This is a genomic window from Paracidovorax cattleyae (assembly GCF_900104515.1).
GTDB lineage: Bacteria > Pseudomonadota > Gammaproteobacteria > Burkholderiales > Burkholderiaceae_C > Paracidovorax > Paracidovorax cattleyae.
Map to the genome: position 1 here is coordinate 1 of NZ_FNJL01000016.1, position 17,222 is coordinate 17,222.

A 17,222-nucleotide genomic window follows, 5' to 3' on the forward strand; every position below is an offset into this window, starting at 1 on the left:
ACGCTTATCGGCTGTATATTTTTAAGGAACCAGAAGATCAGATTTTCTCTTTTCTTCTCGACTCGCTGCAATCAGCGGAGCCTTGAATTCTAACAGGTTTTTTAAAGTCCTGTCAAACTCTGTGGTTATTTGCCTTTCAGCTTCCAACCACCCACCAACCTCAACCACCGCAATCTCTTGCAGCACCTCAGATCAGCGAAGCCTCGAATTCTACACCAGCTTTTATCACCAGCGCAACTCTCAGCAAAACTTTTCTCTTCCACCACCCTCGCCACCTACATCCACCGCAAACCCCTCAGGACTCACAGCAATCTTCAGTAGCGAAGCCCGCTAGTATAGCAACAATTTAGCGCCGTGCAGGCATTTTTGCCAACCCGCCCAAACAAACGGGCACGACGTCCCCCTGGCTGCGTATTCCACCTCTCTATATATGGCTCTCATCTCCCTCCTCGACGCACAGCTGGCCTTCGGGCATACCGCCCTGCTGGACCATGCCGACTTTTCCCTGGAGGCGGGCGAACGCGTGGGCTTGATCGGCCGCAACGGCGCAGGCAAGTCGTCCCTGCTCAAGATTCTCGGGGGGCTGGCACATACAGATGACGGGGCTCTGCATGTCCAACAGGGCCTGCGGATTGCCTATGTGGCGCAGGAGCCGCTGCTGGATGCAGGGCATACGGTGTTCGAGTCCACGGCCGCAGGGCTGGCGCACGTGGTCGCACTGCGGCGACGCTATGAGAGCGCCATGGGAGCCGACCTGGATACGCTGCAGACCGAGATCGAAGCCGTGGACGGCTGGAGCTGGGAGCGCAGGGTGGAGGAAACGATGCAGCGGTTGCACCTGGATCCGCAAGCCCGCGTGGGAGACCTGTCAGGCGGCTTGAAAAAGCGGGTCGCCCTCGCGCAAGCGCTCGTGACACGGCCCGACGTACTGCTTCTCGACGAACCGACCAACCACCTCGATGTGGATTCCATCGAATGGCTGGAAGAGCTGCTGCTGGCATTTCCGGGCAGCGTGGTCACGATCACGCACGATCGCGCATTCCTGGACCGCATTTCCACCCGCATCGTCGAACTCGACCGGGGACGCCTGCTGTCGTTCCCGGGCAATTTCGGACAGTACGTGCTGCAAAAGGCCGAGCAACTGGCGCAGGAAGCGGTGATCTCCGCCAAGGCCGACAAGTTGCTGGCCCAGGAAGAGATATGGATACGCAAGGGAGTGGAGGCCCGCCGCACCCGAAGCCAGAGCCGTATCAGCCGGCTGGAAGCCCTGAGAGCCAGCCGCACGGCGCGCCGGGATGCGCTGGGAAGCGTACGGATGGATATCGCTTCCGGTTCCGCATCCGGCTACCAGGGCAAGATCGTGGCCGAACTGGCGCATGTGACCAAGGCGTTCGGCGACAAAGCCATCGTGCAGGACTTTTCCGCCACGATCCTCCGCGGAGACAAGGTGGGGCTGCTCGGACCCAACGGCGCCGGCAAGACGACATTGCTGAAGCTGATCCTGGGCGAACTGGCGCCGGACACGGGCAGTGTCCGCCGGGGCGCCCATCTGGAAGTCGCGTATTTCGACCAGATGCGCCACGCGCTGGATCTCGATGCGACCCTGGAAGATTTCATCAGCCCGGGCAGTGAGTGGATCGAGATAGGAAAGCAGCGCAAGCACGTCAGGAGCTACCTGTCGGACTTCCTCTTCTCGCCCGCCCGTGCACAGTCTCCCGTGAGGTCGCTGTCCGGCGGGGAGCGCAACCGCCTGCTGCTGGCACGCCTTTTCGCGCGCCCGGCCAATGTCCTCGTGCTGGACGAGCCCACCAACGACCTGGACATCGACACGCTGGATCTGCTGGAAGAACTGCTGCAATCCTATGACGGCACGGTTTTCCTCGTCAGCCATGACCGGATGTTCCTGGACAACGTCGTCACCAGCACCATTGCCTATGAGGGCGATGCGCGTTGGCGTGAATACGAGGGAGGCGTGCAGGATTGGCTGGTGCAGTCGCGGCGCAGCCGGGCACTTGCCGGGGCCTCTGCCCGCCCTGCGGCCCAGGAACCTGTGGCCAAAGAAGCGACGGCGCAATCCGGCAAGCGGGCCGCGACTGTGAAAAAGAAGCTCAGCTACAAGGAGCAACGGGAACTGGAGCTGCTCCCGGAGCGCATCGCGGCCCTCGAGGCGGAGCAGAACGCGATCCGCGCGGAACTGGCGGACGGCAGTCTCTATGTCCGCGACGGTGCGCAGGCCGCGGCGCTGCACGCGCGGGAAGGAGAGATCGAGGACGACCTGATGGCGGCCCTGGAACGCTGGACGAAGCTGTCCGAGCAGTGAGTGCAGGCAGGCGCGGCGGAAAATGCATTCCGCCGCTGTCGCCGCGATGCCTCAGATGCGGTGGTGGAGGCGGTCCGTCGCCCCACGCAGGCGGGTGATCAGCGCGGGTGCGATCTGGGTGAGCGGCAGGATCTCGTCGGCGGCGCCGTGCGCGATCGCCTCGCGGGGCATGCCGAAGACAATGCAGCTGGCCTCGTCCTGCACGTAGTTGTAGCTGCCGGCATCCTTCATCTCGCGCATGGCGGCAGCGCCGTCGTTGCCCATGCCGGTGAGCATGACGCCGAAGGCATTCTTGCCCACCACGGCGGCCGCGGACTTGAAGAGGACCTCCACCGACGGCTTGTGGCGGTTCACCGGAGGGCCATCGTCCACCACGGCCACGTAGTTGGCGCCGCTGCGGGCGACATGGAACTGCTTGCCACCTGGAGCGATATAGGCATGGCCCGGCAGGATGCGCTCACCGTTCACCGCTTCCTTGACGGTGATCTGGCAAAGACCGTTGAGCCGGGCGGCGAAACTCGTCGTGAACCCGGGTGGCATGTGCTGCGTGATGACGATGGCGGGGGAGTCTGCCGGCATCTGCACGAGCACTTCACGAATGGCTTCCGTCCCGCCGGTGGACGCGCCGATGCAGATGAGCTTTTCGGTGGAAAGGCGTCCCAGCAGCGTGGCGGCCGGCGCAGGGGGCGCCGCCCCACCTGGCTGCACGGCTCTGTCGGCCGGGCGCAGCGCGGGCGCCCTGCGCACCTGGGCGACGGCAGCCACGCGGATCTTGTCCACGATCTGGGTGGCAAGTTCGTTGAGCCCGCTGGACAGGCCCACGCGCGGCTTGGCCACGAAATCGACCGCACCCAGTTCCAGGGCCTTCATGGTGACTTCCGCCCCGCGCTCCGTAAGGGTGGAGATCATGACGACGGGCATGGGACGCAGACGCATCAGCCGGCCCAGGAAGTCGATGCCGTCCATGCGCGGCATTTCGACGTCCAGCGTGATCACGTCGGGATTCATCTCGCGGATCATTTCCCGGGCGATGAGCGGATCGTTGGCCGTCCCGATGCACTCCATGTCGTGCTGCCGATTGATGATCTCCGACAGCAGACTGCGCACCAGCGCGGAATCATCCACCACGATCACCCGGATCTTCCTGCTCATTCCCTCTTGTCCTTCTCAATCAAAAAAGGTCCACCGACCCGCCGGCCGTGGCCTTGGCCACGGTGGCCGCATTGCCCTTGACGTCCTGCGCGACCAGGGCTTCCGGATGGGCATGGGCCAGCCGCTTGACCATGGCCTTGCCCGTCACGGGGAAAAATACCACTTTCCGCGGGTAGATATCGAGCACATCTTCCGAAACGATGGGAATTCGTTCGGTCTGCAGGTAATTCATCACGAAGGTGGTGTTCCGCTCACCCACGTTCATGGTGGTGAAGTTGTGCATGACCTGTCCGCCGCCGAAGACCTTGGCCTGCATGGTTTCCCTGCGCGCGCCCAGCTTCAGCATCTCGTTGATGAGCAGTTCCATGGCGTAGGACCCGTAGCGGCCGGAAACGTCGTTGGAGTCGCCGTCGGGCAGCATGAAGTGGTTCATCCCGCCGACGCGGCTGCGGCTGTCCCACAGGCAGGCGGCGATGCAGGATCCGAGCACCGTCATGATCACGAGGTTTTCGTCCGACACGAAATACTCTCCGGGGAGTACCTTGACCGCGTTGTGCTGGAAATGGTGGTCGAAGAAGAAGAAGGACGCTTCGCCGGGGCGGCGGGAGCGGGCCTTCAGCTCCTGCAAAGTCGATTGCTTGGCGGGCGCAGCTGCGGCCGAATAGATATCGGCGCTCAGGGGCGCGATGCGGGGGGCCCGGCGGCGGTCAGCCCCGTCAAGCGACGAGGGAGGGGAGGAAGCACCAGACGCGGGAAGGGAGCCAGGGCGGTTTGGGGTCATAGAGGGCTTCTTGCGGAATGCGGCCTTCATCGGCGCTCATAGACGGTCTTGCCGCGCAAATTGAACAGATCGCGGGATTCGCTGAAGTTTTCCGCGTGCCCGACGAACAGCATGCCTCCCGGCTTCAGCACGCGGTGGATCTTCTCCAGGACCCTGCGCTGCGTGGGTGCATCGAAATAGATCATGACATTGCGGCAGAAAACCACGTCGAAGGGCTCTCGGAATGGCCAGTCGTCGCGGATCAGATTGACGCTCATGAATTCGATGGCGCGCCGCAGTTCGGGCTTGACCCTCGCCAGGCCGGCGTTCGGGCCCTTGCCCCGCAAAAAGAACTTCTGGAGCCGTTCGGGGCTCAGGCCCTTCACGCTGTCCAGTCGGTACACACCCTCGGATGCGGTGGCCAGCACGCGCGAATCGATATCGCTCGCCGTGAGCTTGAAGGGGGCATTGGCCCCCAGCGATTCGATCGCAGTCATCACGATGGAGTAAGGCTCCTCTCCCGTGGATGCGGCGTTGCACCAGACGCTCCAGGGTCCGGAGGGGCGGCTGCGCAGCAGTCCCGTGAGGATCTCGAAGTGGTGCTGCTCGCGGAAGAATGCGGTGAGGTTGGTCGTCAGTGCGTTGACGAATTCCTGCCATTCCGGCCCGTCGTGATTCTCCAGCCAGCTCAGGTATTCGTGGAAGCTGGTATGCCCCGTGTCCCTCAGCCGCCGGGACAGGCGGCTGTAGACCATGGCGTGCTTGCCGTCGTGCAGGCTGATGCCGGCGCGCTGGTAGATGAGTGCCTGCACGCGAGAGAAATCCGCATTGGTCCAGACGAACTCCCGCCCCTGGGCCAGGGGTCCCGAGGACGGGGCGGCACCGGACTCCGCCGTATCGCGCGGAGGGACGGAAGAAGAAGAGGTCTGGCGCATGGTTGGATTCGTTTCAGTTCCGCATCTCTGGCAACCGGCCGATGCACCGGTGAAACGCCACTCTTGTTCCGCGCTGACTTGGGAGGGCCTGTCTGCCTCGCCCTCCCGTCAGATCAATCGTGCGTGGATATAAGGCCCATGTCCGGATTGGACATGAGCTTCTCGATGTCGAGAAGGATGAGCATGCGCTCGCCCACGGAGCCGAGCCCCACGATGCAGTTGCTGTCGATGGAGCTTTCGATTTCCGGGGCCAGCCGGATCTGGTCGGACGTGAGTTCCATGACATCGCTCACGGAATCGACCACGATGCCCACGACCCGGTTGCGCAGGTTCAGGATGATGACCACCGTGAAACTGTTGTATTCGGCCTTGGAGCAGTCGAACTTGAGCCGCATGTCCACGATGGGCACGATGGTGCCGCGCAGGTTCGTGACGCCCTTGATGAACTCGGGCGCGTTCGCGATACGGGTCGGCGGCTCGTAGCCCCGGATTTCCTGGACCTTGAGGATGTCGATACCGTACTCCTCCTGGTCGAGGCGGAACGTCAGGTATTCGCGGGCTCCTCCCACGGAAGCGCCAGCCGCTTCGCTCGTTTTTTCCATCACAGTCGCCATGAGTGGCTCTCCTTCAATCTGCCCAGCGGCGTATCAATGGCGGACCCGGCGGACCAGGGCCCCCGTGTCGAGGATCAGTGCCACGGTGCCGTCGCCCAGGATGGTGGCGCCCGACACGTTGGGCACTTTCCGGTAATTGGTCTCGAGGTTCTTCACCACGACCTGGTGCTGCCCCAGCAGCTCGTCCACCAGCAATGCAACGCGGCTGCCGTCCGCCTCGACGACCACCATGATGTTGCTGGACTTGCTCTGGTCGATGCGCGGCACCTGGAAGGTCCGCTCCAGGGCGATGACGGGCATGTACTCGTCACGCACCTTGACCAGCTGCGAGCCCTGGGCCACCGTGTTGACGTCGTCGGGGTTGACCTGGAAGGACTCCACGACGGACGACAGCGGCAGGATGTACACCTCTTCGCCGACACCGACCGACATGCCGTCCATGATGGCCAGCGTGAGGGGCAGCCGGACCGAGACGCGCATGCCGTAGCCTTCGGCGGAATCGATCTCCACGGAACCGTTGAGCGCAGCGATGTTCTTCTTGACGACGTCCATGCCCACGCCGCGGCCGGACACGTCGGTGACCTCGTCGGCGGTCGAGAAGCCGGGCGCGAAGATGAGGCCCCAGACGTCCGCATCGCTCATCTGGTCGGAAACATCCAGCCCGCGCTCGCGCGCCTTGCGCAGGATCTTCTCGCGCGACAGGCCGCGGCCGTCGTCACGCACTTCGATGACGATGGAGCCGCCCTGGTGCGATGCGGACAGCGTGATGGTGCCGTGCTCGGACTTGCCGGCAGCGAGGCGGTCCGCCGGCATTTCGATGCCGTGGTCGCAGCTGTTGCGCACCAGGTGGGTCAGCGGGTCGGTGATTTTCTCGACGAGGCTTTTGTCGAGCTCGGTCGCTTCGCCCAGGGTGACGAGATCGACCTTCTTGCCCAGCTTGTTGGCCAGATCGCGCAGCATGCGCGGAAAGCGGCTGAACACGATGGACATCGGAATCATGCGGATGGACATCACCGATTCCTGCAGATCCCGGGTGTTGCGGTCCAGGTCCGCCAGGCCCGCGAGCAGTTGCTGGTACACCGCGCCGTCGAGGCCGCGGCTGTTCTGCGCCAGCATGGCCTGCGTGATGACGAGTTCGCCCACCAGGTTGATCAGTTGGTCCACCTTGTTGACGGCCACCCGGATGGTGGTGGATTCCATCTGCGCCTGGCTGACGGCCTTGGTCTCCGAGGCGCGGCCGCCGGCGGCCACCTGCCTGGAAGCGGCACCTTCGGAGGCCCCGGCGGAGGCGCCCGCGGCAGCGGACTCGGAGCGCTCCCCAGGCATGCCGGGGGCACCCGGGAAGAAACCGTAGGAAGCCTCCAGTGCGCCGCCGGGGGCGGAAGGCGCAGCGGCCACGCCGGGAGCCTCTTCGGCAGGATCGGCTTCGGACGCACCGGCGGCGGTGATCCGCACCTGCTCCTTCGAGACATGGAATGCGAACAGATCCAGCAAGTCGTCGTCCGTGGAGGTGGTTTCGACCCCGAACACGCGCACGCCCGCCTGGTCGGAGGGCAGGTCGCGGATCGTGCCCAGGCCGACGATGTCGCGGAACAGATCCTTGACGGCGTCCGCCTGCTCGTTGCGCTCGACGGGGCCGATGCGGATTTCCAGCGAACGGGCCACGCCGGGGCCGGACGGTGCGGGCATCGACGAGGCAGCGGCAACGGGGGCGGGAGCTGGCGCGGCGGCCTGCACGGGCGCCGGTGCCGGCGCCGGGGGCGTGACGGGGCCCGCGGCAGGAACGACGCCCGCGGCAAGTTCGCTGATGCGGCGCACCAGGTCGCCGGTGGAGAGGGCTTCTCCCTGGCCTCCGGCCTGATGGCGGGCCAGCAGGCTGCGGTAGGCGTCAGCGGATTCGAGCAGAACGTCCACCATCTGGGGGATGGGCTGGAGCTCATGCCTGCGCAGGCGGTCCAGCAGCGACTCCATCTGGTGGGTGAGTTCCGCGACATCGGAGAAGCCGAATGTCGCGGCGCCCCCCTTGATGGAGTGCGCGCAGCGGAAAATGCCGTTGAGTTCTTCGTCGTTGGCCGCGCTCAGGTCCAGGTCCAGCAGCATGTGCTCCATCTGGTCCAGGTTCTCTCCAGCTTCCTCGAAAAAGATCTGATAGAACTGGCTGAGGTCGAAATCGCCGCCTGCGCCTTCTTGGTAAGTTTCGGCCATGAATGGCTCCCCTTGTGCTTGTGGATGACGCCGAGGCTCAGCGGATCACTTTCTGGATGACTTCGATCAGGCGGTTGGGGTCGAAGGGCTTCACGAGCCAGCCCGTGGCGCCGGCATTGCGGCCGGCCTGCTTCATCTGGTCGCTGGACTCGGTAGTGAGGATCAGGATGGGGATGGTCTTGAAGCGCGGATGCTCGCGCAGCTTGCGCGTGAGGCCGATGCCATCCAGGCGGGGCATGTTCTGGTCGGCGAGGACCAGCTGGATGTCATGGGTTTCCGCCTTTTCCAAGGCATCCTGGCCGTCGACGGCCTCCACCACGTGGTAGCCGGCACCCGTCAAAGTGAAGGACACCATCTTGCGCATGGAGGGCGAATCATCAACGGCGAGGATCGATTGCATTTAGGGCTCCAACTCACTTGAATATATAAGGTAACCAGACGGGGCAAGGTCAGAAGAGATCAATGGAACCAGCGTCCATCTCGCTTTGGGTGACCGGATTGGGGCGGTCTGGCGCCATCTCGGCGAACGGTGCGGCCTCCTCGCCCTCCTCGGAGCCCATGGCTTCGGAGGCAAGCCGGAACGCGCAGCCCTGCAGTACCTTCGTGGTGTGCCAGATCAGCTGGGAGGCCATGTCCTGGAACTGCAGCTCCGTGACGGCGCTCCTCAATGCGGTGCGCAATGACTGCAGTTCAGGGGAGCCCTGGATGAACTCATCCGAGAGAGCCTGGTTGGCCTCTCCGAAGCGCGCGAGCAGATTGTCGGTCGCATGGCTGAGCAGGCCTTCGAGGCGGTGCAGGTCGCGCATGACGACGAGCAGGGAATCCTGAAGTTCTGCGGCCACCATGACGGGGAGCTGAACTCCTGGCTCATCGGGGCCCGTTAGCGTAGATTGCATGGTTTCTCCATGGCAGCAGGCGGCTCAAGGCACGCTAAATCCATTCCGGCAAACACGCTGGTGGGCACACCACCGGCAACGACGCACCGCCCGGTCGGCAATGCGCTCCCGCAGGGCGCAAACGGCGCTCTGGCGCGCTGTTTGTTCCAATATGTATCCTATGATAGCGTTCATATGGCTTCAGGAGTAATGGTTAAACCCCTGCGCATCCTGCATCTCGAAGATTCCCCTGCGGACCATGCTTTGGCATGTATTACGTTGCGCCGCGCCAACGGGATGTATGAAATCCGCCACGCAGACACGATGGAGTCTTTCGTGGCGTGGCTGGACGCGGAGCGTTTCGATCTGGTCCTCGCCGACTACCGGCTTCCGGGTTTCACGGCGCTGGACGCGTGGCGCTGGGTGAGCGAACGCGGCGATGCCCCGCCCTTCGTGCTGCTGTCCGGCGCCATCGGCGAGGCGGCGGCCGTGGATGCGATCCGCCTGGGCATGGCGGACTATCTCCTGAAGGACGACATGGGCCGGCTGCCGCATGTGATCGGCCGCGCCATCGAAGTGCACGAGGCGCGCAGGGCGCGGGAGCAGGCGGTGCGCGACCTTGCGGCATCGGAAAGGCGGCTGGCGGAACTGACCGAGCACCTGCAGATTTCCATCGAGCGGGAGCGCGCGGCGATCGCCCGCGAGATCCATGACGATATCGGAGGCGCCCTGACGGCGGTGCGCTTCGACGTGGGCTGGATCGCCAGGCATTGCACGGAAGGCGCCGTGCGGGAACATGCCGGCAGCGCGACGGAGATGCTGCAGCATGCCATCGAGGCGAGCCAGCGCATCATGATGAATCTGCGCCCGCCCATCCTCGACCAGGGGCTGGTGGCCGCGGTGCAGTGGCTGGCCGAGAGCTTCGAGCGCCGCACGGGCATTCCCACCCGGCTGCATTCCAGCCGGGATACGATCGAGGTGCCCGGCGACGTGCAGTTGGTGGCCTACCGCACGGCGCAGGAAGCCTTGACCAACGTGTCGAAGTACGCACGGGCCCGGCAGGTCACCATCGACCTCTCGGACAGCGAGCGGGTGCTGACGCTGGAGGTGACGGACGATGGCTGCGGCATGGAACCCGCCATGCGGGACAAGCCGAAGTCGTTCGGGATCAAGGGCCTGCAGGAACGGGCAAGAACGGTCGGAGGGTGGCTGGACGTCAGCAGCCAGCCGGGACGCGGTACGTCGGTCATCGTGTCGATCCCGCTGGAGCCGCAGGACAGCCAGGGAGTAGCGGACCCAGGAGAAATGCCATGATCCATGTCGTGCTGTGCGACGACCATGCCGTGCTGCGGCGCGGCATCCGCGACACGCTCACTGAAGCGACGGACATCCAGGTGACCGGAGAGGCCGGCGGTTACTCGGAACTGCGCGAGATCCTGCGCACGGCGCCCTGCGACGTGCTGCTGCTGGATCTGAACATGCCGGGCCGCAGCGGGCTGGAGGTGCTGAGCAGCCTGAAGGAAACGGATTCGGCCATCAAGGTGCTCGTGGTGTCGATGTACCCCGAGGACCAGTACGCCCTGCGGTGCCTGCGGGCCGGTGCGCAGGGCTATGCCAACAAGGCCGGCGATCCCATGGAACTGATCGAGGCCGTCCGCACCGTGATGAAGGGCCGCAAGTACTTGACACCGGAAGTGGCGCAGATGCTTGCGGACAGCCTGGCACAGCCCGCCCCCGAACTGCCCCACGAGGCGTTGTCCGAACGCGAGCTCCAGACGCTGGTAAAGATCGCGTCCGGCAAGCGCCTTTCGGACATTGCGGAAGAGCTCATGCTGAGCCCGAAGACCGTGAGCGTGTACCGGTCGCGCGTGCTGGAAAAGCTCAAGCTCAGCAACAACGCCGAGCTGACGGTGTACGCCATCCGCAACCAGCTGGTGTGACGCAGCACGGCAGGGAGCACCCGGGTCACCGCTGCGACGCGAAGAGGTCGATGGATTGCTGCATGAGGGTGAGCACCGGCTGCTCGAGCATGGGCAGCGTGGCGGCGATGCCCAGCAGCCCTACCGTCAGGGTCACCGGAAACCCCACCGCGTAGATGTTCATCTGCGGTGCCACACGGGAGATCACGCCGAGTGCGAGGTTGACGAACATCAGCAGCGCGATCATGGGCAGTGCGATCCAGAGGGCGCTGGAGAACAGCGAGGCGCCGAGCTCGTGCAGGCGCATCTGGCCGATGGACTGCAGGAAATTGCCGTCCACGGGGAAGCTGTCGAAGCTCTTCACCACGGCCATGAGCACCATGAGATGGCCATTGATGACCACGAACAGCAGCATGGCCATGTGGCCGAAGAAGCGGCCCACCGCACTGACCTGCCCGCTGGAGGAAGGGTCGAAGAAGGACGCGAAGTTGAGCCCCATCTGCAGGCCGACGACCTCGCCCGCCAGCTCGACCGCGGTGAAGACCAGCCGCACCGCGAAGCCGACCGACATGCCGACTGCCACCTGCTGGGCGACCGCGCCCAGCGCTCCGCGGCCGTTGACGCTGATGACGGGCTGGTCGGGCATCGCGGCCTGCGCGCACACAGCCACCAGGAAGGCCAGGCCGACCTTGGCCCGGACGGGGATGTTGCGCATCGAGAACACCGGCGCGACCATGAAGACGGCCAGCACCCGCAGAAACGGCCACAGCACCGGCGAGAGCCAGGCCATGATCTGCGCCTCGGAGAAGGTGATCACGCCGCGCTCAGGTGACCACGGACGGAATGGATTCGATGGTGCGCCGGATGTAGTCCACAAGGGAGGTGATCATCCAGGGGCCCACCACCGCGAACACGACCATGGCGGCGATGAGCTTGGGCACGAAGGCGAGCGTGGCCTCCTGGATCTGGGTGACGGCCTGGAAGATGCTGACGAGCAGCCCGACCACCATGACCGCGCCGAGCACCGGCATGGACACCATGAGCAGCAGCGTGAGCGCGTCGCGCCCCATCGTCAGGACCATTTGGGAGGTCATGGGGAATTCCTTCTCGTTGGCGTCAGGTCACGAAGCTGGCGGCCAGGGAGCCGAGCAGCAGGTTCCAGCCGTCCGCCAGCACGAACAGCATCAGCTTGAACGGCAGCGCCACCAGCACCGGGGACAGCATCATCATGCCCAGCGACATGAGGATGCTGGAAACCACCATGTCGATGACCAGGAACGGAATGAAGATCATGAACCCGATCTGGAAGGCCGACTTGAGCTCGCTGGTGACGAACGCGGGCACCAGTACGCGCATGGGTGCGGTCTCCGCCGTGGCCCCGGACGGCAGCTTCGCGAGCCGGGCAAACAGGGCGAAATCCGACTGCCTTGTCTGCTTGAGCATGAAGGAACGCATGGGCGCCTCGGCGCGCTCGACGGCCTGCTCGAACGTGATCGTGCTGTTGCTGTAGGGCAGGTAGGCGTCCGCATAGACACGGTCGAAGGTGGGCCCCATGACGAAGAACGTCAGGAACAGCGACAGGCCGACGATGACCTGGTTCGGGGGCGCGGACTGCGTGCCGATCGCCTGGCGGATCAGGGACAGCACGATGACGATGCGGGTGAAGCCGGTCATCATGAGCAGCACGGCCGGCAGGAAGGACAGTGCCGTGAAGAACAGCAGCGTCTGGATGGGCACCGAATAGCTGGTCCCGCCCGCGCCGGCCCCGATGAGGACAGGGAGGCTGCCGCCGCCGGCAGCCTGCGCCCAGGCGGAAGGAGCCAGTGCCACACAGGCGAGCGCACCCGCCGCGGCCAGGCCGGCATGCCGCGGCCGGATGCCGCAGGAGCGCGCGGCCTCAGCCATGCGCAGCGGGCGCATCCTGGCGCCGGGTGGCCGCCACCATCTCGCCGGCGAAGGACGTGTGCGGTGGTGGAACATGGGCCAGGGGCGACGGCTCTGCAGCGGAAGGATGGATGACATGCAGGCACTGCACCTGCTGGGCCGTGACGCCCAGCACCAGCCAGACGCGCTGGTGCTCCGGGCCGACTTCCACCGTCACCACCCGCTGCTGGGGCCCCACCGGCACGGCGGAGAGCACCTTGGCCGCCGCGCCCGGACCGGAGCCCGCGGCGCCCGCCTGGCGTTGCTGCAGGCGGCGGATGAGCCAGGGCAGCAGCGCCACCGCGGCGATGAACAGGACGACGACGATCAGGGTCTGCGCCATGCCGGCGCCCGAGGCGTTATCCACGGCTCACGCGGCGCAGCCGCTCCGAAGGCGTGACCACGTCGGTCAGCCGGATGCCGAACTTGTCGTTGACCACCACGACCTCGCCCTGGGCGATCAGGTAGCCGTTGACCAGCACGTCCATGGGCTCGCCGGCCAGGGCGTCGAGTTCGACGACGGAGCCCTGCGCCAGTTGCAGGATGTACTTGATCGGCACCTTGGTGCGGCCCAGTTCCACCGACAGCTGGACGGGAATGTCCAGCACCATGTTGATGTCGTTGACCGGCGCCTCGTTGCTCGAGGAGAAGGGGCGCACGGCCTCGCCCGCGAGAGGGCCGCCCTGGTCCGTGGGCTGCGGCTCGTCGGAGCTCTTCTGCTCCTCCAGCGCCTCGGCCCAGCCGGCGAACGGGTCGTCCGCTGCGGCCTTGCCGTCGTTGTCGTTGCTGTTGTCGCCGTCAGTTGACATTTTTCTCTCCCAGCCAGTTCAGATCGGGGTTGCGCAGGCACTCCTCGATGCGGATGGCGTACTTGGAATTGTGCGTGCCGTACTGGCACTCGAAGATGGGCACGCCCCCGATCGACGCCTGGATGCGCGGCTCGCGGTCGAGTTCGATGAAATCGCCGGGCTTCATGGCGAGCAGTTGCTCGACGGTGGCATCCGCGCGGGCCAGTTCGGCCACGAGGGTGACCTCGGCCGCCTGGATCTCGCGCGTCAGCACGCGCACCCAGCGGCGATCCACTTCGATCGAATCGCCCTGCGTCGAGGAGTAGAGCACGTCGCGGATCGGCTCCAGCGTCGCATAGGGCATGCAGACGTGGATGGCCCCCGACAGGTCGCCGATCTCGAGCTGGAAGGCGGTGGACACCACGATCTCGCTCGGGGTCGCGATGTTGGCGAACTGCGGCTGCATCTCGGAGCGCTGGTATTCCAGCTCCAGCGGGTAGATGCCGTGCCAGGCCTTCTTGTATTCGGCGCAGATCACATCGACCAGGCGGTTGATGACGCGCTGCTCGGTGGGGGAGAAGTCGCGCCCCTCGATCCGGGTCTGGAATTTTCCGACGCCGCCGTAGAGCGTATCGATGATGCCGAACACGAGGGACGGCTCGCAGACGATCAGGCCGCTGCCGCGCAGGGGGCGGATGGCCACGATGTTGAAGTTCGTGGGCACCGCCAGCTCGCGCAGGAAGGCGCTGTAGCGCTGCACGGACACCGTGCCCACCGAAATCTCGGGGCTGCGCCGGATGAAGTTGAACAGGCCGATGCGGAAGTTGCGGGCGAACCGTTCGTTGACGATTTCCATGGTCGGCATGCGACCACGGACGATGCGCTCCTGGCTGGAGATGTCGTAGTTGCGGATGGCGCCAGTGTCCGCAGCCTCTTCGACGGACTTCTGGCTTTCACCCGTGACGCCTTCCAGCAGGGCATCGACTTCTTCCTGGGAAAGGAATGACTCGCTCATGGGAAATCTCCTGCCGGGTCACTGGATGATGAAACTGGAGAAAAGCACCTGCCGCACGGGGTTGTTGTCGGCCTTCGGGCGTGGAGCCTCCTCGCCGTCCTCTTCCTCGTCGCTGGCGGGCCGCTTGCGCGGCTTGGGCGCGGTATAGCCCAGGGGCTTGGACACCTCGCGGCGGATGTCCGTGGCCAGCTTTTCCTTGCCTTCGCGCCCGAGGAGTTCCTGGGCGGTGCGCTGCGACACCAGCATCAGGATCCCGCTGCGGATGCTGGGCAGGTACTGCTTGATCTGCTCGGACGTCTTGGCGTCCGCCAGTTCCAGCGTGATGCCGATCTGGGCGAAACGCTCCCCTCCGGGGTCGGCGAGGTTCACCACCATGTTCTCGATCGGCAGGAAGATGGGCGCCACCTTTTCCTTGTGTTCGGCCGGCGCAGCGGCCTTGGCGTGGCCTCCGCCGCCCTCCTCGTCCTCGTCGCCATGGCTGCGCTTGGAGAGGAAGAACCAGGCCGCGCCACCGCCGGCCAGCACCAGCACCGCGACGATGGCGATGATGAGGACCAGCTTCTTGCTTTTCGGCTTGGCGGCGGCTGCGGCAGGGGGGGAGGCAGACACGTTGGGTTTCCTTGCGCAACGGATTCGGTGGAGAGGGGCTGGCCGGGACCGGGCACCCTGGAAGGGCTCCGCGCCCGTCATCGAGCACGTACCTTCCGCTAGAGGCCATTATTGGGTACTGGCGCGGCGGATAATAGCCAGAATAGCGGCGGAAACGCCCTCTTTCCAGCTGTTGTGCAAGCCCCTCCGCGGCCCACCGCACGGACTCAGGCGAAGACGTCCAGTGCGCGGTCCGGACGGGCCGAGGGCCGGGGGATGTCTGCGGCCCCTTGCACGGTCCCTGCAGCCGCCTGCACGCGGCCGACGCGCGCGCCACCCTCGCCACGCCCGGATGGCCGCCCCGAGGCGTCGCCGCCAGCGCCCGCGCCGGACTGCCCGATGGACACGCCCGCGAGTTCCAGGCCTTCTCCGCGCAGCAGTTCGCGCAGCTGGGCGACGCTGGTGTCCAGCATGTCCCGGGTCTGTGACTGGTCGCTGCGGAATGCGACATGGGCCTCGTTGCCCGTCAGCGACACGGACACCTCGACCGGCTGGCCGTCCCGGTCGATCGTGAGTTCGGCATTCTGCGTCTTCTGGTGCACCCAGTAGGCCACCTGTTCGGCAATCTGGTCTTCCATGGGAATCTGCGAGGCGTCCGGTACACCGGCCGTCCCGTCCCCGGTAGCGCCCGCGGCGAAGGAACCTGGTGCCTGCGAGCCGTCCAGCGATGCCGGCACCACGGTCCGCTCCATGCCGGAAGCCGCCGTCGGGGCCACCTCCGCCCGCCCTCCCGCCTGCCGGGCCATATCCTGCAGAGCGCCGCCCGCAGCGGAAGCCGCGGCCATGGAGGCCTCCCCCCCGCGCGCGCCGGCCTGCAGACCTGCGGCGGAGCCCGCCTCGCGCCGGTCTGGTTGTGCTGTCGCCTCCGCCGATGTGGAGGACGCAGAGGCCATGGCCTGGGCCAGGGCATGCGCTCCGGGAAGATCGCCGCCCTTGCCACCCAGGACCGGGACGGACAGACCGCCACCGGCACCGGCCGTATCGGGAGTGGGGCCGGCACCTGCGCCCATGGCGGCATGCCCGGACCGCGCCATGCCGCCCCGGGACGCAGCGAAGGCCTTGCCGGCCGCGTTGGCGGCAGTCCCGGAGAGATCCCCGGCCCCGTCGATCAGCGCCGTCTGGCCCACCAGGCTGCTCGCATCCATCAGCCCTGCAGGGCGGAGCCCCTGCGCCAGGGAGCCTCCCGCCCCGCCGCCCAGGGAGCCCGCCGTGGCAGGCCAGGCCCCGGCCGTGCCGGCCGGCACCATGCCTTGCAGCGCCATGGACAGCGGATTCATCCCCGGTGCGCCCGTGATAGCGCCCGCCGCACCGCCGGACGGGAGCGTATCCGCAGCCAGCGCACTGCTGGCCAGCGCGGCCCCCAGGCCATTGTCCGTACCCGGCAGCGCGCCGGTATCGGTACCGTCCGGCCCCGCCCCGAGCGATGCCAGCAGCATCGAAAAACCGCCCTGGCCGCTGGCGGCGTCGGTGCCGGCATCCGCGGCGGTTGCGCTGCCGGCCTTGCTGGCGCCCCGGGCGCCCCTGGACTCGTGCGCTGCATGGGACGAAGACGGCGCGCGGGCCGTGCGGTTCTGGATGTCGTTGCTCATGTCGATGGCTCCTCTGGCCCGCCAGGGCCCTGCCCCGCACCCGGGGCCTTGCCGAACCGCAGCGCGGCGCGCTCGTCCGTCTGTTTCTGATCCCGCCGCGCCTCGGCCTGGGCGATGTCGTGGCGCCGGCGTTCCACGACCTTGCGCAGCGCCGCGACGCGCAGCTCGGCCTGCAGCAGGGCCTGGCCCGCGGCACGCACGCGCCCTTCCTGCTCGCCGATCACGCTGCTCTGAACTCCCATGGCATACCCGAGTCGGTCCATGAAATGGTAGTGGTGGAACATGACCTCCGGCTTGACCGTTGCGTCGGCGCGCATGCCCCAGCGTCCTTCCGTCTCGTGCGCGTAGCCCTGCAGCTGCTCCAGCTGGGCCTCGGAAGCGATCCGGGCGCGCTGGAGATCCTGCAGGGCCTGGCGCGCCGCGTCGCGCTGCCGCTCCGCCATCTCGACGGCGACCAGGAAGGCATTGAGGGAGGCCAT

At 66.1% G+C, this 17,222-nt stretch carries 19 protein-coding genes; 3 read left to right on the top strand and 16 right to left on the bottom strand.

Annotated elements, in window-relative coordinates:
• Nucleotides 1-430 precede the first annotated feature (430 nt).
• Nucleotides 431-2,320, top strand: coding sequence for a ribosomal protection-like ABC-F family protein (abc-f, locus tag BLR05_RS14220; protein ID WP_092835292.1), 1,890 nt, complete (start codon nt 431-433; stop codon nt 2,318-2,320).
• 51 nt (nt 2,321-2,371) lie between these two features.
• On the opposite strand, the gene BLR05_RS14225 is transcribed toward abc-f, so the two are convergent.
• From BLR05_RS14225 to BLR05_RS14255, 7 genes are all read right to left on the bottom strand, one after another.
• The gene (locus tag BLR05_RS14225) at nt 2,372-3,472 is read right to left on the bottom strand and encodes a protein-glutamate methylesterase/protein-glutamine glutaminase (RefSeq protein WP_092835294.1); all 1,101 of its coding nucleotides are present in this window, start codon (nt 3,470-3,472) and stop codon (nt 2,372-2,374) included.
• A gap of 19 nt (nt 3,473-3,491) precedes the next feature.
• The gene (gene cheD, locus BLR05_RS14230) at nt 3,492-4,253 is read right to left on the bottom strand and encodes a chemoreceptor glutamine deamidase CheD (protein ID WP_013596628.1); all 762 of its coding nucleotides are present in this window, start codon (nt 4,251-4,253) and stop codon (nt 3,492-3,494) included.
• A gap of 26 nt (nt 4,254-4,279) precedes the next feature.
• Complete coding sequence (locus BLR05_RS14235) at nt 4,280-5,167, bottom strand: CheR family methyltransferase (RefSeq protein WP_092835296.1); 888 nt, start codon at nt 5,165-5,167, stop codon at nt 4,280-4,282.
• Nucleotides 5,168-5,280: 113 nt separating this feature from the next.
• Nucleotides 5,281-5,781, bottom strand: a complete 501-nt coding sequence (locus BLR05_RS14240; protein WP_092835298.1) for a chemotaxis protein CheW — start codon at nt 5,779-5,781, stop codon at nt 5,281-5,283.
• A 33-nt stretch (nt 5,782-5,814) separates the two neighbouring features.
• Nucleotides 5,815-7,986: a chemotaxis protein CheW gene (locus BLR05_RS14245; RefSeq protein ID WP_092835300.1), complete on the bottom strand. Its 2,172-nt coding sequence runs from the start codon at nt 7,984-7,986 to the stop codon at nt 5,815-5,817.
• Nucleotides 7,987-8,023: 37 nt separating this feature from the next.
• Nucleotides 8,024-8,386: a response regulator gene (locus BLR05_RS14250; RefSeq protein WP_011797390.1), complete on the bottom strand. Its 363-nt coding sequence runs from the start codon at nt 8,384-8,386 to the stop codon at nt 8,024-8,026.
• A gap of 49 nt (nt 8,387-8,435) precedes the next feature.
• Nucleotides 8,436-8,882, bottom strand: a complete 447-nt coding sequence (locus tag BLR05_RS14255; RefSeq protein ID WP_092835302.1) for a hypothetical protein — start codon at nt 8,880-8,882, stop codon at nt 8,436-8,438.
• A 189-nt stretch (nt 8,883-9,071) separates the two neighbouring features.
• Here BLR05_RS14255 and BLR05_RS14260 point away from each other — a divergent pair, with 189 nt between their 5' ends.
• Nucleotides 9,072-10,175, top strand: coding sequence for a hybrid sensor histidine kinase/response regulator (locus BLR05_RS14260; protein ID WP_092835304.1), 1,104 nt, complete (start codon nt 9,072-9,074; stop codon nt 10,173-10,175).
• A complete protein-coding gene (locus BLR05_RS14265; protein WP_092835306.1) occupies nt 10,172-10,801 on the top strand; it encodes a response regulator in 630 nt (209 codons plus the stop codon). Before BLR05_RS14260 ends, BLR05_RS14265 begins: the two co-directional genes overlap by 4 nt.
• Before the next feature lie 25 nt (nt 10,802-10,826).
• On the opposite strand, the gene fliR is transcribed toward BLR05_RS14265, so the two are convergent.
• The 9 genes from fliR to fliJ all read right to left on the bottom strand — a co-directional run bounded on the left by fliR (nt 10,827) and on the right by fliJ (nt 17,222).
• The gene (fliR, locus tag BLR05_RS14270) at nt 10,827-11,597 is read right to left on the bottom strand and encodes a flagellar biosynthetic protein FliR (protein ID WP_092835308.1); all 771 of its coding nucleotides are present in this window, start codon (nt 11,595-11,597) and stop codon (nt 10,827-10,829) included.
• Nucleotides 11,598-11,604: 7 nt separating this feature from the next.
• Nucleotides 11,605-11,874, bottom strand: a complete 270-nt coding sequence (gene fliQ, locus BLR05_RS14275; protein WP_092835310.1) for a flagellar biosynthesis protein FliQ — start codon at nt 11,872-11,874, stop codon at nt 11,605-11,607.
• A 22-nt stretch (nt 11,875-11,896) separates the two neighbouring features.
• Nucleotides 11,897-12,685, bottom strand: coding sequence for a flagellar type III secretion system pore protein FliP (fliP, locus tag BLR05_RS14280; RefSeq protein WP_225979008.1), 789 nt, complete (start codon nt 12,683-12,685; stop codon nt 11,897-11,899).
• A complete protein-coding gene (locus BLR05_RS14285; RefSeq protein WP_092835480.1) occupies nt 12,678-13,046 on the bottom strand; it encodes a FliO/MopB family protein in 369 nt (122 codons plus the stop codon). Before BLR05_RS14285 ends, fliP begins: the two co-directional genes overlap by 8 nt.
• Nucleotides 13,047-13,062: 16 nt before the next feature.
• Nucleotides 13,063-13,512 carry a flagellar motor switch protein FliN gene (gene fliN, locus BLR05_RS14290; RefSeq protein WP_092835314.1) on the bottom strand — a complete coding sequence of 150 codons (450 nt, stop codon included), beginning with the start codon at nt 13,510-13,512 and terminating at the stop codon, nt 13,063-13,065.
• Nucleotides 13,502-14,506: a flagellar motor switch protein FliM gene (fliM, locus tag BLR05_RS14295; RefSeq protein ID WP_092835316.1), complete on the bottom strand. Its 1,005-nt coding sequence runs from the start codon at nt 14,504-14,506 to the stop codon at nt 13,502-13,504. The genes fliN and fliM overlap by 11 nt, the downstream gene beginning before the upstream one ends.
• 18 nt (nt 14,507-14,524) lie before the next feature.
• Nucleotides 14,525-15,115, bottom strand: coding sequence for a flagellar basal body-associated FliL family protein (locus BLR05_RS14300; RefSeq protein WP_092835318.1), 591 nt, complete (start codon nt 15,113-15,115; stop codon nt 14,525-14,527).
• Nucleotides 15,116-15,321: 206 nt separating this feature from the next.
• Nucleotides 15,322-16,743 (bottom strand): flagellar hook-length control protein FliK, encoded by a 1,422-nt coding sequence (locus tag BLR05_RS27500; protein ID WP_092835320.1) that lies wholly within the window; start codon nt 16,741-16,743, stop codon nt 15,322-15,324.
• Nucleotides 16,740-17,222, bottom strand: coding sequence for a flagellar export protein FliJ (gene fliJ, locus BLR05_RS14310; RefSeq protein WP_092835322.1), 483 nt, complete (start codon nt 17,220-17,222; stop codon nt 16,740-16,742). The genes BLR05_RS27500 and fliJ overlap by 4 nt, the downstream gene beginning before the upstream one ends.